The 17,566-nt window shown below is 37.1% G+C and carries 18 protein-coding genes; 8 read left to right on the top strand and 10 right to left on the bottom strand.

Features of this window, described 5'->3' with window-relative positions:
* The first annotated feature begins 339 nt into the window (after positions 1-339).
* From AC4PG8_RS09490 to AC4PG8_RS09480, 3 genes are read left to right on the top strand one after another with little or no spacing between them, the layout of a single operon-like run.
* Entirely contained in the window at positions 340-1,224 is an 885-nt protein-coding gene (locus AC4PG8_RS09490) for an aldo/keto reductase (RefSeq protein WP_010991138.1), read from the top strand.
* Positions 1,221-1,877: a DNA alkylation repair protein gene (locus AC4PG8_RS09485; protein WP_492170286.1), complete on the top strand. Its 657-nt coding sequence runs from the start codon at positions 1,221-1,223 to the stop codon at positions 1,875-1,877. The genes AC4PG8_RS09490 and AC4PG8_RS09485 overlap by 4 nt, the downstream gene beginning before the upstream one ends.
* Position 1,878: 1 nt before the next feature.
* Positions 1,879-2,271: a VOC family protein gene (locus AC4PG8_RS09480; protein WP_003769883.1), complete on the top strand. Its 393-nt coding sequence runs from the start codon at positions 1,879-1,881 to the stop codon at positions 2,269-2,271.
* 12 nt (positions 2,272-2,283) lie between these two features.
* Here the strand turns inward: AC4PG8_RS09480 and AC4PG8_RS09475 are convergent, their stop codons facing one another.
* Positions 2,284-3,153, bottom strand: coding sequence for an RluA family pseudouridine synthase (locus AC4PG8_RS09475; protein WP_003763612.1), 870 nt, complete (start codon positions 3,151-3,153; stop codon positions 2,284-2,286).
* Between the two features lie 21 nt (positions 3,154-3,174).
* Complete coding sequence (locus AC4PG8_RS09470) at positions 3,175-3,729, bottom strand: bifunctional transcriptional activator/DNA repair enzyme AdaA (RefSeq protein ID WP_077957599.1); 555 nt, start codon at positions 3,727-3,729, stop codon at positions 3,175-3,177.
* A 145-nt stretch (positions 3,730-3,874) separates the two neighbouring features.
* Here AC4PG8_RS09470 and AC4PG8_RS09465 point away from each other — a divergent pair, with 145 nt between their 5' ends.
* From AC4PG8_RS09465 to AC4PG8_RS09450, 4 genes are all read left to right on the top strand, one after another.
* Positions 3,875-4,357 carry a methylated-DNA--[protein]-cysteine S-methyltransferase gene (locus AC4PG8_RS09465; protein WP_070753838.1) on the top strand — a complete coding sequence of 161 codons (483 nt, stop codon included), beginning with the start codon at positions 3,875-3,877 and terminating at the stop codon, positions 4,355-4,357.
* A 91-nt stretch (positions 4,358-4,448) separates the two neighbouring features.
* Positions 4,449-4,838 carry a GntR family transcriptional regulator gene (locus AC4PG8_RS09460; RefSeq protein WP_003763608.1) on the top strand — a complete coding sequence of 130 codons (390 nt, stop codon included), beginning with the start codon at positions 4,449-4,451 and terminating at the stop codon, positions 4,836-4,838.
* Entirely contained in the window at positions 4,835-5,710 is an 876-nt protein-coding gene (locus tag AC4PG8_RS09455) for an ATP-binding cassette domain-containing protein (protein WP_003763607.1), read from the top strand. The genes AC4PG8_RS09460 and AC4PG8_RS09455 overlap by 4 nt, the downstream gene beginning before the upstream one ends.
* On the top strand, positions 5,710-6,774 hold the full coding sequence (locus AC4PG8_RS09450; RefSeq protein ID WP_185505566.1) for a hypothetical protein: 1,065 nt from the start codon (positions 5,710-5,712) through the stop codon (positions 6,772-6,774). The genes AC4PG8_RS09455 and AC4PG8_RS09450 overlap by 1 nt, the downstream gene beginning before the upstream one ends.
* A gap of 45 nt (positions 6,775-6,819) precedes the next feature.
* Here AC4PG8_RS09450 and AC4PG8_RS09445 read toward each other — a convergent pair whose 3' ends face one another.
* The 5 genes from AC4PG8_RS09445 to AC4PG8_RS09425 all read right to left on the bottom strand — a co-directional run bounded on the left by AC4PG8_RS09445 (position 6,820) and on the right by AC4PG8_RS09425 (position 13,191).
* Complete coding sequence (locus AC4PG8_RS09445) at positions 6,820-8,013, bottom strand: MFS transporter (RefSeq protein ID WP_185505565.1); 1,194 nt, start codon at positions 8,011-8,013, stop codon at positions 6,820-6,822.
* A 159-nt stretch (positions 8,014-8,172) separates the two neighbouring features.
* The gene (locus AC4PG8_RS09440) at positions 8,173-9,381 is read right to left on the bottom strand and encodes an MFS transporter (RefSeq protein ID WP_003769874.1); all 1,209 of its coding nucleotides are present in this window, start codon (positions 9,379-9,381) and stop codon (positions 8,173-8,175) included.
* A gap of 32 nt (positions 9,382-9,413) precedes the next feature.
* A complete protein-coding gene (gene aroE, locus AC4PG8_RS09435) occupies positions 9,414-10,283 on the bottom strand; it encodes a shikimate dehydrogenase (protein WP_185510587.1) in 870 nt (289 codons plus the stop codon).
* 59 nt (positions 10,284-10,342) lie between these two features.
* Positions 10,343-12,268 carry an oxidoreductase gene (locus AC4PG8_RS09430; RefSeq protein ID WP_185484393.1) on the bottom strand — a complete coding sequence of 642 codons (1,926 nt, stop codon included), beginning with the start codon at positions 12,266-12,268 and terminating at the stop codon, positions 10,343-10,345.
* A gap of 68 nt (positions 12,269-12,336) precedes the next feature.
* On the bottom strand, positions 12,337-13,191 hold the full coding sequence (locus tag AC4PG8_RS09425) for a sugar phosphate isomerase/epimerase family protein (protein ID WP_185513272.1): 855 nt from the start codon (positions 13,189-13,191) through the stop codon (positions 12,337-12,339).
* A 300-nt stretch (positions 13,192-13,491) separates the two neighbouring features.
* Between AC4PG8_RS09425 and AC4PG8_RS09420 the strand changes: the two genes are divergently transcribed.
* Positions 13,492-14,370, top strand: coding sequence for a LysR family transcriptional regulator (locus AC4PG8_RS09420; RefSeq protein WP_003763592.1), 879 nt, complete (start codon positions 13,492-13,494; stop codon positions 14,368-14,370).
* Between the two features lie 40 nt (positions 14,371-14,410).
* On the opposite strand, the gene AC4PG8_RS09415 is transcribed toward AC4PG8_RS09420, so the two are convergent.
* From AC4PG8_RS09415 to AC4PG8_RS09405, 3 genes are all read right to left on the bottom strand, one after another.
* A complete protein-coding gene (locus AC4PG8_RS09415; protein ID WP_003769865.1) occupies positions 14,411-15,715 on the bottom strand; it encodes a hemolysin family protein in 1,305 nt (434 codons plus the stop codon).
* Between the two features lie 257 nt (positions 15,716-15,972).
* Positions 15,973-16,842 carry a cation diffusion facilitator family transporter gene (locus AC4PG8_RS09410; RefSeq protein WP_033837803.1) on the bottom strand — a complete coding sequence of 290 codons (870 nt, stop codon included), beginning with the start codon at positions 16,840-16,842 and terminating at the stop codon, positions 15,973-15,975.
* A gap of 62 nt (positions 16,843-16,904) precedes the next feature.
* Positions 16,905-17,330 carry a low molecular weight phosphatase family protein gene (locus tag AC4PG8_RS09405; protein ID WP_003768022.1) on the bottom strand — a complete coding sequence of 142 codons (426 nt, stop codon included), beginning with the start codon at positions 17,328-17,330 and terminating at the stop codon, positions 16,905-16,907.
* Positions 17,331-17,566: the final 236 nt, after the last annotated feature.

Here is a 17,566-nt window from a genome sequence, read left to right as displayed (position 1 = left end):
TTTTACTTTAAAAAGGGAGCTTTTTTCTTAACGATAAGTTAACAAAAACAAATAAAAAATTTGATAGATCTTTACCACAAATTAATACTAACATAGGATGGGAATAAATAGGAAACTTTTTTTTTCAGAAAGCGCAAATAAACGATCTGACAGCGTTTCCAATGGCTGTTTTTAGGTATTTAAGAAAATGAATAAAAAAAGTAGATTTTTTGCGTCTTTTTATTAGGAGAGTAAGGCGCATTTCGGTATACTGGTTTTAAAATATAAATTTGCGAAAATAGTGTATAATTCATTTAAGAGAAAAAGTTCACAATTAGTTTTCGTGAGGAGGGTTTCGTTTTGACAAAAACTTTACAAGACAGAATGATACTACCGGGGAATGAGACAATTCCTTATATTGGACTTGGAGTATTTCAAGTGACTGAGCAAGAATTTATCGCTGGTGCTGTGGAGAAAGCCATTGAAGTTGGTTATCGTTTATTTGATACAGCAGCAGTTTATAATAATGAAGCAATTGTTGGGCAAGCGATTTTGGATAGTGCAGTGCCACGAGAAGAATTATTTATAAGCTCGAAAGTGTGGAATGGGGATCTTGGTTATGATGAAACCTTATTTGCTTTTGAACGGACGCTTCGAAATTTGAAGTTGGATTATTTGGATTTATATTTAATTCACTGGCCAGTTGCAGGGAAATACCGGGATTCATGGCGGGCAATGGAGCGACTACATGATGAAAAACTTATTAAATCAATTGGGGTTGCGAATTTTAAACAACATCATTTAAGTGATTTATTGGTTGCTGCAAATGAAAAACCAGTTTTAAACCAAGTAGAAACACATCCCCTTTTACCGCAAAATGACCTTCGAAAATATTTGGCGGAACAGAATATCGCGCATGCTGCCTGGTCGCCACTTGCTAAAGGAATATTAATGCAAAATCCAGTTATTACAGAAATTGCGAAAAAACATCAAGCTTCTGTTGACCAAGTGATTTTGCAATGGCATTTGAACCGAAATACGATTATTTTTCCTAAGTCGATTACGTCTAGCCGTATTGAAGAAAATTCACGACTTTCATACTTCCAGTTGGATGCAAGTGACATGGAAAAAATCGACCGACTAGAAACAGGTAAACGAGTTGGGCCAGACCCAGATGATTTAGAATACTTTTTAAGCAGTATTGAACGAGAACGAGCTTATTTAACAGGTGGGGAAAAAGAATGACGACTATTCAAACGTTATTCCGTGCTAATCGTTCTGTAGCAGATTCGAAGCCAATGGAAGCATACATGAAAAACCAATTCCCATTTTTAGGAATTAGAGCCACTGAACGAAAAAAATTAGTAGCTGATTTTTTAAGAGAAAATGGTATGCCGGATGATTTGCTAGAGCTTGTTGTGGAATTATTTGCAGAAGAAGAGCGTGAACTTCAATACGCGGCAATTGATTTATTAAGTCGCTATGGTAAAAAACAAGCCAGTGAAGCAATTGAAATCTATGAGCAATTAGTTACGACGAAATCATGGTGGGACACGGTAGATGGCTTAGCTGGAACGGTCGTAAGTAATCATTTCAAACTATATCCCGATTTAATCCCTATCTATAACGAAGCATGGATAAACGGAGATAATATTTGGCTAGCTCGGACGGCCATTTTATTTCAATTAAAATATAAAGAAGAAACAAATGCTGAACTCTTATTTGCAAATTGTGAAAAATGGCTAGGTTCTAAAGAATTTTTCATTCAAAAGGCAATCGGTTGGGCGCTTAGACAATATGCGAAAGTAGATAGTGAGGCAGTTCGCGTTTTTGTAAACAGCCATACGCTTGCGCTACTTAGTCGTAGAGAAGCGCTTAAACATATCGGGGAGGCGTGAAATGTTACATCATGTGGAAATCTATGTAGCTAATATCGAAAAAAGCCGGCTATTTTGGTCGGAGCTGTTAGAAGAGCTTTCTTATGAATTATATCAAACGTGGAATGAAGGATTTAGCTATAAATTTGGAGAGACGTATTTAGTCTTTGTGCAAGCCGAGGAGCCATTTTTAGCAGAGGGTTATCATCGTAAGCGAATTGGACTTAATCATTTAGCTTTTCACGGTGGTACAAAGGAACGTGTGGATGACTTTCGAGCTAAATTAAAAGCAAAAGGAATCAAGCTTCTATACGAAGACAGGTTTCCTTTTGCGGGTGGTAAAAATCATTATGCTGTGTTTTTTGAAGATCCGGACGGTATGAAAGTAGAGATTTGTACAGAAGTCACAATTTAATATTGTGGCTTTTTAAAATACCCAATCATCTCCAGCTGGTGCGGAAAAATTCATTTCTTTGCCTTTGAAAGGATGATTAAGATGTAATTTCTCTGCGTGTAACATGATTCGGTTTGCACGACTTGATCCGCCGTAAAGCGTATCGCCAATGATTGGATGACCGATTCCGCTTAAGTGAACACGGATTTGGTGCGTCCGGCCAGTTTCGATTTGGCATTCTACAAGAGACGTATTATTTTCATTGTCATTTTCTAAAACTTTAACGTGAGTAACGGCAGGTTGACCATAAGGACTGATTTGGCGTCTTGAGCCGTGATGACGGTCTTCGCCAATAGGTTTATTAATCGTCTGCATCACAAGTCCCCAAGTGCCATCAACCGCAGCAAGATAAGTCCGGTGAATCGCTCTATTTTCCATTTGCCACGATAATCCAGCGATAGCTAACTTGTTTTTAGCAAAAAGAACTAATCCTGAAGTGGTTTGATCGAGCCGGTGAACAGCGAGTGCATTTGCTTCTTGTCCCGTTTTTTCTAAATAATATTGCACTGCATTTGCGCATGTATCTGTTTCGTAGCTGTCATTTGCGTGAGTTTTCATTCCAACAGGTTTATTAACTACTAGTAAAAAATCATCTTCATAAATAATTTCTAAGTCATATTCATAAACCGGGATTTTATCGTGCAAAATAATTGGTAAAGAAAGACTTGCGCCAACAAAAAGCGGAGTATTCCAGTCGTCTAGTGGTTTATTATTCAGTAAAACATCTTGAGACATTCTGATTTCATGCCGTGCTTTTTTTCCAAGGTGAAATTTTTCTTGCAAAATAGCAGTTAGAGTAAGACCTTCCCAGTCTTCTAAAATAGGTAAAGTTAAATGCGTCATATAAGTTTCATCCGTTCTAATTTATTTTTGTTCTTTTCGAAATTGGTTTGGCGATAAAGCTGTATGTCTTTTAAAAGTAGTAGAAAAATGGGAGGAATTAGGAAAACCAGACATTTTTCCAATAAGTTCAATAGATAAGGTTGTGTTTTGGAGCTGATTTTTTGCATAGTCGATTCGAATATTGTCTAAATAAGTAATAGGTGTGATGTTTGTAATCCGTTTAAAGGTTCGATGGAGATGGTAAGGGCTCCCGTGACAATCGTCGGCAATAATTTGCAAGGTTAATGGCTTTGCAAAATTTTCTTCAATGTAAGCCTTAATGTTACCTACCCATTCTGTATCGGGTAAACTTTTCCCTCCAGATTTGCATCGTTTACAAGGACGAAAACCATCCGAAATGGCTTCTTCCTTACTATGGAAGATAACAATATTTTCTTTTTTAGGTAAACGCGATTTACAAGAAGGAAAACAAAATATTTTCGTAGTCTTCACACCATAGAAAAAAGTACCATCAGCAGTGCGATCATTCGTTGAAATTGCTTGCCATCTTTTTTTAGTTAAGTAATAATCTGACAATGTAATCACCTCAACTTCTTCTTAATCATAAACGTTATAGCGTTAAATTGCGAGAAAAACTTTTCTAATCTTGCTATTACAACTAGGTATTATAGAAAAACTAATTTGTTAAGCGTATAATTAATAGTTGAAAGAGGTGAAGAAAATGGACAAGTTCTATGATGATTCAATCCGTTTTGCGGGAGAAAAAATTTATTTCGCCGCCACTGAAAAAGGGTTGTTTTATGTTGGGAAAAATAAGGAAAACTTGCAATCAGCGACACATGACCCAGAGAAAATGAGGAAATATAAAGCAGAACTAGTTGCTTATTTAAATGGAGAAAGCATTAATTTCACTTTCCCTATTGATTTATCCGGAACAACATTACAATTAGAAGTTTTTGAAGCCTTAAAAACGATTCCATATGGCGAAACTAGAACCTATACAGAAATAGCTGAACAAATTAATCGTCCAAAAGCAGTCCGTGCAGTCGGAACAGCTATTGGAAAAAATCCCTTACTTGTAATTATCCCGTGCCACCGAGTCATCGGCAAAAGCGGGAAACTAACAGGGTATAGTGGCGGAATACCAATGAAACAAGCGCTATTAACATTAGAAAAAAAGAATGTAAATCAATTTTCTTTTTAAAAGGGAATTGATTTATTTTTATATGTACTGTACTATTGTAACTAGTACAATTAGTTCTCTATAATTAAAAGTCATGAAAGTGGGGGGAGAGATGTTTACTATTAATACGAAAAGTCAACTGCCAATTTATGAACAGATCGTCCAAAAAATTAAAGAACAAGTTGTCAAAGGCATACTTCAAGAAGGCGAAAAAATTCTTTCTATACGTGAATTCGCCAGCAGAATAGGAGTGAATCCAAACACTGTGAGTAAAGCTTACCAAGAATTAGAACGTCAAGAAGTAATCGTCACGGTTAAAGGAAAAGGAACCTTTATTGCGGACCAAACAGAAAAAAACAGTTCGCCAAAAAAGTTAGCAGAAACTAAAATAAAATTAAAAGAAATAATTTTAGATTTAGTTTATCTTGGAATTAATGTGGAAGAAATACATAAATTATCTGTTGAATACAGTCAGGACATCATTGGAGGTGACAAAATTTGAGGGTTGATTCGTTAAGTAAAAAAATTGATGGGAAGCTTTTGCTTGATAAGATAACATTTGAAGTGAATCCAGGAGAGATTGTTGGCATAGTTGGACGAAACGGCATCGGGAAAACAACACTTTTTCGAACAATGATGGGTTTTTACATTCCAGATGAAGGAGATGTCTACTTAGATGAGCCGATAAGTAAAAATCCCGAACTAAAGCAAAAAATATTTATGCTACAAGATAACTTAGGTTGCTGGGATGGCTACAAAATTCCAACAATAAAAAAATTCTATCAAAAGACTTACCCATTATTTGATGGAGCTAAATTTGATTTATTAATGAATCAAGTCAACCTTGCCACGGATGTTAAGTTCCAAACGTATTCTAAAGGAATGAAAGCACTTTTCGGTTTAGTTTTGTCACTTTGTATTGGAGCAGATTTTATTTTACTTGATGAACCTATGGAAGGTATAGATGTTATCGCTCAAAAGAAAATTACTGGGATTTTATTAGAAGAAGTAGAACGACGGAAATTAGGTATTGTAATATCTTCACACCGTTTAAACGACTTAGAACCAATTGCCGATTATATCCATATTTTACAAGGAAATCGCATTGAAGAATCCTATCATCTTGAAACTTTACGTGAACAAGCAGTCAAAATCCAAATTGCTTTTGAAAACAAAAAGTTACCAACTATTTTACTTGAAAATGGCAAAGTGATTAACAAATATGGGCGGGTGTATACGATTTTATTCCGGGATATGAATACAGAATTATATGCTGCTATAAAACGAGAAAAACCGATTTTCATGGATGAACTTGCGGTTACATTAGAAGACCTGTTTGTTTATCATCTAGAGGAACAAGGGGGAGAAGAATAATGAGTACAGGGCTTCTCTTTAAAGAATGGCGTCAAAACGCATGGATATTTTTATTTATTGTTATTGCCTTTATTGGTTCAGAAGCAATGACAGCTACTAATACAGTAGATATGTTTAATCAAAATTATAAGTATTACCAGTCGGAAGAATTTCAAAAAGTGAATGTGGATGATCAACAATTGACGCCAAATGAAATTAAAATCGATTTAAGCTTAACTCCTTATGATTTTGAAGGAAATTTAGCCTTGTTCTTTTATGTATTTTTGTTTTTAGGGCTAAAGTTAACCGTATTTGAAAAAAATAAGCAAATGGATTATTTTACGTTTGGCTTACCTTATTCTAAAAACCAGATATTCTGGCATAAATTACTCATTCCTTCATTAATCATCTTTATTATAGTTCCTTTAATTATTTCCTTAAGATTTATGTATATATATCAGCAAATTCCTGCGTTATATTTACCAAATGTGTCGGATTCTAGTATGTATATTGCATCTTTTTCACTGTTATTTTTATTCTCTTTCACTTTAGCAATAGCTGTTGGTTATCTTGTTGGAGACATAATCGCTGCAGGTGTTGTTGCTATAGGGGCAGTAGTGAGCTTTTTCTACATGTTTCCAGGTGCAACAACTAATTTGATAGTTGGATTTAAAGCCTTTTTGGAAGGTAAATCATTGGCCGATGTTGATGGCGGTGCGGTTATGTTGTTTTCAGCACTACCAACCCCGCTTTTAAGTGGAAGTATGGTCATCAGCGAATTTATAGTACTTATTGCTCTATCCATTTTAATGATAATAATTGGCTGGTATGCCTTAAAAACGGCTTCCCTTGAAAATAACGGTAGATTCTTAATGAATAATAAATTCCGTATGCCGATACTTATTATTGGTTCCATTTATATCACGATATGTTTAGGCGGACATTACTCTAAATTTAATTATGAAAGTCTGATAACAACCACTCAAGCTGTAACTTTGCTCGTAAAAATGATTTTAATTTTCATTGTTACTGCTACAGCATTCTGGTTCCTAATGTACAAATGGAAAACTATAAAAAAACTATAACAAAAAAAGTATCGAGGTTGGATTTCCCCAACCTCGATACTTTTTTTAAATATGATCACGAGCAAATTTTTTCTTTCTGGCAAATACGATTAATAAAAGAGCTAACCCGAATAATGCAATACCAGCATTTAGTAGGAAAATAGCAGCAATATCAACCCTAGAAATAGCGGCAGCGATAAGTGGAATAACAAAAACAGCAATACCTTCAGCGATCGTATAAAGGCTAGTAACAAAACCTTTACCACGAGCAGAGACTTCGGCGAGAAGTGTTAAACCTAATTGGATAATACCACCAGCTGAGAAGTAACCAAGCAAGAAAGCACCAACTAGACAGACAATTTCAGTTGGGAATGCAAAAAGCGTGAAGGAAACTAACATCGTCATCGTTACATACGTTATTAAAATATGAAGTGTTTTAACCCCACGATTTCCTAAAATAAACGTTACACATACGCATAAAATAGCACCAACACTTGCATAGCTCACAAGTAGTCTAGAAGCATTATCAGTCATATGAATAACTTCAGAACCGTATTTTGCTATCCATTGACTCATAATGTATAGAAGCGTCTGTGCTACAAATCCAAAGAGAATCAAGCAAATCTCATCAATGCTAAAATGAAATGCTTTTTTCTTCTCTTCAACGATTTCTTTCTCGAAATCAAGCGGTTTTCCAACGGTCATTGGAGGGAACGTACGAGTCAACGTATACAGTAAGTTAATAAGTAGAATCGCAATTAACACGATAAAACTCCAGCCGTACCATAAGTTATTTGCTAAAATAAAAGCAATCATAAATGGTAAGAGAAACTGACCAGCTTGCACAAAAGCTTTTACAACGATGTTAGCTGATGCCGCTTTTTTAGGATAAGCTTCCATTAATGCTGGGTAAGTACCTGTATCAAGGAAAGAGTTTGCAATTCCTGCTGAAATACCGAACGCATAGGCTATGATAGTATTTGGACTTAACAAAATACCGCCTAAAAAAACAATATAGAAAAATACGCCGAGAATGACGGATAATTTACGACCGAATTTATCTGATAGTTTTCCCGATATAAAAACAGCAAGTAATTTACCAATCCCAAATGAAGACACAACGCCGGCAGCACCAGCTAAATCTGTATGCCATTTTTGAGATAAAAAATCAATATTTTGTGCAATGATGATTAACGCCATACCATGAACGAAATAGTTCATATAAAGTCCTAGTGAAGTAGATAAATACTTATTTTTCATAATCTGCTCTCCTTTATGTAGTTACTTTGGAAGACCTTTCCATGAGAAATACCCTTATTTTAAAAGCTTTTATATAGATAAAACTCATAAGTTTGTGCTTTAATTCACAAATGATATGTAAGTTCAACTGAGCAAGTGAATGCTCAGTTGAAGTGTTTCTTATTTAGTTGCAATTTTAGATTCATTTTTGTAACGCATATTGACGAAGATTGCTAGTAAGATTCCGATAACTGTGATCACTACATTGAATAATAACACATATTTCGGACCTTCGATACCACCAGCTTTAGTAATATAGCTCGCAATGTTTAAAACGATATAGTTTGCAAGGCTTGAGGAAATCATAACAATCGAAGTGATTTTCCCTTTGTTTGTAGGGAAAAATTCGTTGGCAGTTGATACAGCTAGTTGAAGAACCCCACCAGCAGCAGCGTATCCAATTACAAATCCACCAATTAAGCATATAGTCGGTGTTTGGACGATGTAAATAATTAGTAGCATTAAAGTAGCAATTGCTGGATATATAATGAGAATTCGCACTGGTAAAATGAATTTTTTCACGAGAACAGCTGTAATTAAAATAGCACACATAGTACCTAGTGAGTAGAATGATTGAATCTTACTTGGATCAGCCATGCCATATAATTTTCCGAGCTCTTGGTTACAGTTTAACCATAGTTGGAAAGTGGAGGTACATGTGAAACCTATACCTATGATTGCCCAACTAGTTGCATTGAATTTCATTTTCGCTGGTTTTGCTTTTTCGCCGCCCACATTGTTATTCATTGGTGGGAATGGCATAAATGCGATAATTAAACCGTCGATAACAATTAATGCCATCGTAATAATAAATAGTGTACGGAAAGACATATTCGCTGCTGCTACCATACCAATAGCGAAAGGTAATACGAATTGTCCGATAGAAATAGAGAATTTAGTAAACATATTGGCAATAGCGCCATTTTTAGTGAAAATTTCTAGAACGGATGGTGTTACAGCAGTGTCTAAGAATGAATTCGCGGCCCCGCCTACAAAAGCGAAAGCATAAGCAATATACATATTCGGTGCAAATGCTAATCCGATGAAATAAATGGCATATAAACCAACACCGATTAATGCGGAAGGTTTACGGCCAAATTTATCTGAAAAAGGTCCGGAAATTGGCAGTGTAAGTAAACGTCCTAGGCCGAGTGCTGCGATAACAGCAATAACCATACTGACATCAAATGTACCGTCGGAAAGCTTGTCTGCTCCCCATACTCCAGCGAAATCTTGTTTGTATTGGCCAAGAATGGATACCCCAATACCGTGAATAAAATAAGTAAAATAAAGTGCAATTGCTGTTGGATAAAATCTTTTTGCGTTCATTTTTTTCTCCTCTCGAAATCCTGATGAATTTATTAGTTAAAATATAAATCTTTTACTTCTGAAACAGGCATATCTTTACCTGTGAACAGTTTGTATGCTTCTGCGCCTTGCCATAAAAGCATGCCTAGTCCGCCTACAGTCTTTGAACCAGCAGCTTCTGCATCTAGCAACAGTCTGGTTTTCTTTGGATTGTAGACAACATCGGTGACGATTAAATCTTTTCTGAAGACCGTCGTATCTTTGACAGGCGTTTCGTTTTCATGTGGATGCATACCAACGAGTGTAGCATTTACTAAAATATCACTAGTTGCTATTTCCTCATGTAATTTTGCTGCGTCATTTAAGTCATAAATATGTACGATGCAGTCAGGAACTTCTTGTTTAATAGAAGCAATCGTTTGTTTAGCTTTTTCATAAAAATCATCTTTAATATTAAAAATGGCGATTTCCTTGGCCCCATCAAGTGCGCACTGAACTTGGATTGCTGTTGCTGCACCACCAGCGCCGATGATGGTCATTTTTTTGCCCGCCACATCTACACCAGAATCTCGTAAATTACTAGCAAAACCAAGACCGTCTGTGATATGTCCGGTTAATTTCCCATCTTCATTTATAATGGTATTTACAGCACCAATCATTCGCGCAGCAGGGGAAAGTTCATCCATGTATTTTAAAACTTCACTTTTACAAGGCATGGTTACGTTAGAGCCACGCAGGTTAAAAGTCTTGATAGCAGCTATTGCATCAGCGACTTTACTTACAGGAATATCAAATGCAAGATACGCATAATCTAAACCAGCTTTTTGAAAACTATAATTATACATGATTGGGGATTTTGAATGGTCTACGGGTGTACCAATTAAACTTAGAAGCCGAGTTGATCCTGAAATTCTTTTTTCCACGTTCATTTACCTCCAAGTAGGTTTGTACTCGCCGGCTTAACAGCGAGTACAACCATAAATTATAATTGCAATACCGCATCTAGTGCTTCTTTTGTTGCATCTAATGCTCGGCGCGCACGAACTGCATCACCGATAACATAAGTTTCTGGGACGATTTTCTTGATGGCTTCCTCCAGTGGATTGTAAGCTCTTGATCCCATTGCAAGTACGACAGAGTCAAACCCATCAATGCGGTACTCTTTTTCATCAGCTAAGGAGTACGTAACCCCGTCTGGTAAGAAACTCGTCACTTTTGCATTAGTAATACTTTTAATTTTATACTCGTCAAAATCGCGCATAAGGAATTTTCGGTGTTCAGAAATAACATCTGCTCCGACTTCATCACGAAGTTCGACGACTGTTACATCATGACCAGCTTCACCTAAAAATGCAGCAGTCTCACTACCAACCATACCTCCGCCAACAACTAGTACTTTTTTGCCACAAGATTCTTTGCCATCAAGTAAGTCGACTGCGTGGATTAAGCCGGAATCTTCAATACCTGGAATTGGTAAGACGAGTGGGGTAGCGCCAGTCGCAATAATAACAGCATCTGGGGCAATTTCTTGAATAAGTTCTGGTGTGACAGGTGTATTGGTTTTAATTTCCACATCGAATTGTTCACATTTTTTAATGTAACTGCGAACCATATTAGTTAGGTCGCCTTTTCCTGGAGGATAGGCAGCTAAACGCATTTGGCCGCCGATAATGTCTGATGCTTCGTACACTGTTACATCATGACCTCTTGAGCCAGCCATCCAACCAGCATAAAGCCCACCAACACCACCGCCGATAACAACAACTTTTTTACTAGGTGTTTTTGGCAAATAGGCTTCGGATTCGCGGCCGAGTAGAGGATTCACTAAACAAGTAATAGGTTTTCCTGCATACATGTTAGCGACACAACCTTGAAGACAAGCGATACAAGGAAGTAATTCGTCTAGTTTTCCAGCCGCCGCCTTATTCGGTGTTTCTGGATCAGCTAACGATTGTCGTCCGAAAGCAACTAAGTCAGCCCGACCTTCGCGAACCATTAGTTCAGCATAATGCGGCTCGGTGAAACGCCCAACTGTAATTACTGGGATAGAAACCGCGCGTTTAATTTGTGTTACAAGGTCAGAACTAAAACCAGCGTGTAACACGGTAGGAGCCCACATGTATTCATCGCGAATATGAACGCTACGAGAAACATGCAAACCATCTAAACCACAATCTTCCAAATAAGCAGCTACCGTCGCACTATCTTGGACACTTAGTCCGCCGTCCACGCCATCCGTACTGTTAATTCGGCATAGGATTGCGATGGAATGACCAACACGTTTTCGAATGCTTTCGATAATTAGTCTTGGTAGTCGCATTCTATTTTCAAAACAGCCGCCGAATTCATCCACACGTTTATTCGTGCGTCCAGATAGGAAACTACTTACTAAATAACCATGAGCGCAGTGAACTTCTACTGCATCAGCCCCAGCTTTTTTTGCTCGTAAAGCCGCTTCCCCGTAAAGTTCAATTAATTCATAAAGTTCTTCCCGTGAAATGGCTTCCGGTGTATTGCGTCCTTCTGCTGAAGCGATGGCGGAAGCTGCTTTTAAAGGATAACCAGAAACTTTAGAATTACCTTCAGGTCCAGCGTGTTGTAATTGCACAGAGATTTTGGCACCCGCGTCATGACAAGCATCTATCACTCGTTTAAAACTGGCAATTTGATGATCGCTATAAAGACATGCTTTATTTGCGCCGCCTTTTGCCCGAACATCTACAACGGTCGCTTCAAAAGTAATTAGACCAAAGCCACCAAGCGCACGTTCTTTATAATAGGCTAGTGAAGTATCTGTTAAAGTGCCATCTGTATTCGCATAGTTATTACACATTGGAGATACAACAAAACGATTTGGTACTCTCATAGGCCCGATATCAATCGGTGAGAACATCGAATTAAATTTCAAAAAAAACACTTCCCTTTCAAGGTAGAATCTTCTTGTTACGTTACTTTTTTCACATATTTAACTATTTTTTATTTGGGAGAAATTTCTGGCCATGCTTCGTCTAATACTTTTTTCGTGGCATTATATACTTTGATGGCAGCATATTCTAAACCAGTTTCTACCATGGAGTCTGATATAACTTCAACGCCCATAACACGGGGGTTAACGCCATGCTCTTTCAAGATTCGAGCAAAACCGACTGTATCGCCGTATCCTTCGCCAGGAGCAAGTCGGTCATGGAGAGATTCTTCCCGAAGTTCTTTGTAAGGTGTTTCGTGTACGTCACATAATTGGATGGAAACAATCCGGTCAGCGGGAACATTTTTGATTGATTCTGCTGTTTGGTTTGCCCTAGCCCAGTGCCAAGTGTCGCAAATTAGTTGTGCATTATCCCTGCCACATGCTTCAGCTACACGCCAAGCTGCTGCTAAGTCTGCTACACCACTGTATGGCATAAACTCTAAACCGATAATTAATTCTTCCGCACGGTCACACAATTCACCGAGTGCCGTAATGATTTGTTCTTCGGGGATTTTTTCAAGCAAACCGCAGTTAATATGTTTGACGCCGAATAAACGCGCCATGTGGAAAGTAGTTTGTTCTTTCTTTTGCTGTTCGGCTGTGCGGTCCTCGGCGGTTCCCCACTGAGTTATGTATTCTACTTCTGTTACTTTGATGTTATGCTCATCTAAAATCCGCAACATATCATCATCAGTTAATCCAGCGGCTAATGCATCTACATAGTTTTCTGCACGTAAGCCAATTCCATCAAAACCATTTTCTGCTGCGATTCTCACTCGTTCAGGAAAAGATACCTCCGTTCCAAGCGTGTAAGAGCTAATCGTGATTGGGCATTTTTTTAGGTCGCCATTTGCATTTGTCATAAAAATTATCTCCTCTCTAGAATAAAAATTACAAGAAACTTTGATAATATTTTCACAAACACCAGTAAAAAAATAAATTCCCGTTCATTAAATATCGCTGATGTGATAACGCCTTCAATGTTTGAAATTTCAACTGGACAGTTAACGTATTCTACCGTATATTGGTTTTTAAGGAATAGTTTGTTCTGCTGGTGTAACTACAGTCTAATTGTATTATGACTATTCCATAAAAACAAATTGGTATTATTCTATTAATTGATAGATAAATTGCATAGATAATTTTTAGTAAGGAGAGAAGCCATGAATTTACACCATTTACGTTATTTCGTCACATTGGCGCACATGGAACATTACACAAAAGCAGCTGAAAAATTACTCATCACTCAACCGAGTTTAAGTCACGCAATTTCTTCGTTAGAACAAGAATTAGGTATACCTTTATTTGAAAAAGAGGGACGAAACATTGGATTAAGCAAGGCTGGAAAAGTATTTCTGGATTATGTAGAAGAATCGTTAGACATGATTGATGCCGGAGTAGCAACTACCAAAAAAGCCGCAAACGGGGAAGGGCAGATTGATTTAGCATTTTTACAAACGCTTGGAACCTCACTTGTACCTAAGCTTGTTCAAGAATTCATACAAACAGAACCAGAAAAGAAAATTGATTTCGTTTTTCATACGGGTGTTTCGATTGATATTATTCAAGGACTAAAAGAAAAGAAATACGATATTGGGATATGCTCTAAGCTCGAGAATGAACGAAATATCCATTTTACGCCGATTGCAAAACAAGAATTAGTGCTGATTGTACCAAAAAGTCATCCATTAGCTGAAAAAGATTGGATTGATTTAATTGAAACCGTGCCATACCCGCATATTGCTTTCTCAAAGAAAAGCGGCTTACGACCAATTATTGATGATTTATTTAGAAAAATTGGCGAGGATTACAAAATTGCCTATGAAATCGAAGTAGATCAAGTGATTGCAGGAATGGTTGCGCAAAATTTTGGGATTGCCGTTGTTCCAAATATGCCGATTTTAAATTATGTGGACGTCAAAGTTTTGCCAATTAGAAGTCCAAACTGGGAACGTTTCTTTTATTTAGCGGTTGTAAAAAACCAAACGTTAACTCCAGCAGCAGAGCGATTCAAACAATTTATGCTAGAACATCGCATTTAAAAAGGTAGCTATCCAAGTGAGAGGATAGCTACCTTTATTATTAGTCATTTGTTTTTTTGATAATCTCGATATATTCAATATGATGGGGTTCGCCTTGTTTCACGCGGAAAATAAAGCCATCGTAATCGATTTCGTCCCCAACTTCTACTTCATAATTTTGTGTTAAGAACCAGCCGCCGATTGTGTCAACTTCTTCTTCCTCGATTTCAGTACCTAAAATATTATTTACTTCATCAATCAGAAGTTTTGCGTCAACAATGTAGTGACCGTCTTTGATTTTGCGGATTTCTGGAATTTCATCAGCATCAAATTCATCGCGAATATCACCAACGATTTCCTCGACAATATCTTCTACCGTAACGAGCCCGGAAGTACCGCCATATTCGTCAAGTAAAATCGCGATATGAGAACGTTCGCGCTGCATTCGGAAAAGCAATTCTTTAATTGGAATTGTCTCAATCACACGAATAATTGGTTTTACGTAAGGATCAATACTAAAACTTGGATTCGATCCGTGTTCCACATATGCTGACAAAATTTCTTTTAAATTAAGTACACCGATAACGTGGTCCTTATCTCCATCAATAACTGGATAGCGCGTATAACGCTCATTTTGCATAATGTCGGATAATTCACCGATAGTAGATCCCGTATCAACCGTTACAATCTCCGTTCGCGGAATCATAACTTCTTTCGCCATACGTTCGTCAAAATCAAAAATCTTATTCACATAACGGAATTCGGATTGATTGATTTCACCGCTCTTATAACTTTCGCCAACGATTATTTTTAACTCGTCTTCTGTATGAGCGATTTCATGTTCAGAAGCTGGTTCTAAGCCGAATAAACGCGCGATGAAAACCGCAGAACCATTTAAAATCCAAATGAACGGGAACATCACTTTATAAAAAATATGCAGTGGACGTGCTACCGCAAGAGCAACCGTTTCAGTTTTATCAATCGCAAGTGTTTTCGGTACAAGTTCCCCGACAACCACGTGTAAGAACGTGATAAAAAGAAAGGCTATAGTGAACGAAAGAATCGTAATAGCAGATTGTGGTAGTTCTAGCAAGCTGAATAATGGATGCAATGCAGCTTCAACCGTAGATTCCCCTAACCAACCAAGTCCAAGAGAACTAATCGTTATCCCGAGTTGGCAGGCTGATAAGTATGCGTTCAAATGATTGTAAATATGTCTAGCAAGAACCGCACGTTTATCTTTCTCTGCAATTAATTGGTCCAAACGGCTCGGTCGCATTTTTACAATCGCAAATTCCGTTGCCACGAAAAACGCTGATATAGCAATAAGTAAAGCTATAATTAAAAATTTAATGGTTAATATCAATAAATCGCCTTGGCAGAAACAGTTTCTGCTAAGGCAAACACCTCCTAATTTAATATAAATAAGCTTATGATAAAACTATCTATATAGAAGAAAAAAACGGCTCTGGAAGAGAACTCCTCCAATGTATTGCTGCATACTTTTCATTCTAGTTAGATAATTTAAGTGAATTAGTTTCTCTGCCCCATCGAATATTCCCTCCCAGCAAATGATACTTTAATCTAAATTATAGTTGACTTTACGATTATTGACAATGAATATTATTCAAAAAAAGGTTCAATATGGACTAACGTGAATGCACCTTCGTATTCATTACGGATTTTTTGTTCAACAATTTCAGTGATTTCATGGCTTTTTACTACATTTAACTCTGGGTCAACTGCGATAGTTGCATCAATCCAAATACGATTTCCATTCATCCGCGCCTTTATATCAATAACTTTTTTGACATCGGGGACAGAAGCGATTAAATCGTGAATTGTTTCTAATTTGGATACATCAAAGCCATCTGTTAATGTATGAGCTGCATCATAAAAGATTTTGACAGCCGTATAAACAATTAAAACACCAACTAAAAAGGCTGTCACTGAATCGAGCCACGGAACTCCAAGTACTGCTCCGATAATTCCAATGAATGCGCCAAAACTAACAAATGCATCCGAACGATTATCATAAGCAGCTGCTCGGACCGCCTGACTATCAAGTTTTTTCGCGAGTCTATGATTATATAAATAAATAGCATACATGAATACACCTGAAAAAAGTGCTACAATAGCAGTCAACATGGAAGGTGCAGTGAATTCCTTTTCAATAATATGAACAATAGAACTCCAAATGACTTGAACACCAACTAAAAACATAATAATGGATGCAATTAAGGAGCTAATTGTTTCTGTTCGCCGATGACCATAAGAATGATCGGCGTCAGGTGGAATGCGTGAAATTCTAAGGCCAATCAGAAGAGCAACGGATGCGACTATATCTGTTGTGTTATTTAATCCATCTGCAAGTAATGCATCAGAATTTCCGAAATGACCAGCTGCAATTTTTAAAACGGAAAGAAATAAGTAAGCAAATATACTTAAAAAGGCGGCTTTTTCTGCTTTTTTTAAATCATTATATCCGTCCATAGTATGTATACCCCTTTCTTTTAACATAAAAGTCCCGCCTACGAGTGGCGGGACAACGAAATCTAAGCCTCTATCAATACGTGCTCTAAATTTTTTACAGATAAGGCAATGTTATCACAGACTTCTTGATAACTCGCCCATTTTTTGGGTAACGCTATTTCTTGTTCTGGATCATCAATGTCCCAATAAATAATTTTTTCTTGTATGTTAGCAGGAAATTGTGGTGCAGTTTCATGTGCAGAATCATAAATTGTTACAATGAGATCAGCATCTGCCAGTAGTTCAGAGCTAGGGGAATAAGACAAGCTTTCAGGTGGCTCAATCGCAAACTCATTCAACGCTTCTGCAATAAATGGAGTTGCTTTGGATTTATGCCAAGAACCGCTAATGAATTTGACATTGCTAAGTGAAAGTTTCTTCGCCCAAGCTTCAGCAATGGCACTTCGAATATGCGTTTGTGATAAAAAGTAGATCAGCTTTTGCGTCATATTCCAAATCCTTTCCGGCTTATTAATGAACCCATGTAAAACTTGCTGCCATTACTAGTTGTACACAGTATATAGGCGATTATTATTACCAAAACACTAGTAATGGTAACATTAATATCTACCCTTTTTAAACTACTGGAAACATTAAAATGAAGAAATTGTAAAAAAGAAGTAAATAAATGTGTAGGAAATATGGATTATTACAAAAATATTACAAAAATCGGTCTAAAGTTGGT

This window comes from Listeria sp. MAN/IMW/UF555 (genome assembly GCF_058684075.1).
The sequence above is the reverse complement of the archived record's forward strand: the minus strand, read 5'-3'. Positions and strand labels throughout refer to the sequence as shown.

Excerpts from the sequence above, each read along its gene's own strand:
- AC4PG8_RS09485 (WP_492170286.1), top strand. The coding sequence starts at position 1,221 with ATGACGACTATTCAAACGTTATTCCGTGCTAATCGTTCTGTAGCAGAT.
- AC4PG8_RS09480 (WP_003769883.1), top strand. The coding sequence starts at position 1,879 with ATGTTACATCATGTGGAAATCTATGTAGCTAATATCGAAAAAAGCCGG.
- AC4PG8_RS09475 (WP_003763612.1), bottom strand. The coding sequence starts at position 3,153 with ATGACGCATTTAACTTTACCTATTTTAGAAGACTGGGAAGGTCTTACT.
- AC4PG8_RS09465 (WP_070753838.1), top strand. The coding sequence starts at position 3,875 with ATGGACAAGTTCTATGATGATTCAATCCGTTTTGCGGGAGAAAAAATT.
- AC4PG8_RS09460 (WP_003763608.1), top strand. The coding sequence starts at position 4,449 with ATGTTTACTATTAATACGAAAAGTCAACTGCCAATTTATGAACAGATC.
- AC4PG8_RS09450 (WP_185505566.1), top strand. The coding sequence starts at position 5,710 with ATGAGTACAGGGCTTCTCTTTAAAGAATGGCGTCAAAACGCATGGATA.
- AC4PG8_RS09445 (WP_185505565.1), bottom strand. The coding sequence starts at position 8,013 with ATGAAAAATAAGTATTTATCTACTTCACTAGGACTTTATATGAACTAT.
- AC4PG8_RS09440 (WP_003769874.1), bottom strand. The coding sequence starts at position 9,381 with ATGAACGCAAAAAGATTTTATCCAACAGCAATTGCACTTTATTTTACT.
- AC4PG8_RS09425 (WP_185513272.1), bottom strand. The coding sequence starts at position 13,191 with ATGACAAATGCAAATGGCGACCTAAAAAAATGCCCAATCACGATTAGC.
- AC4PG8_RS09420 (WP_003763592.1), top strand. The coding sequence starts at position 13,492 with ATGAATTTACACCATTTACGTTATTTCGTCACATTGGCGCACATGGAA.
- AC4PG8_RS09410 (WP_033837803.1), bottom strand. The coding sequence starts at position 16,842 with ATGGACGGATATAATGATTTAAAAAAAGCAGAAAAAGCCGCCTTTTTA.
- AC4PG8_RS09405 (WP_003768022.1), bottom strand. The coding sequence starts at position 17,330 with ATGACGCAAAAGCTGATCTACTTTTTATCACAAACGCATATTCGAAGT.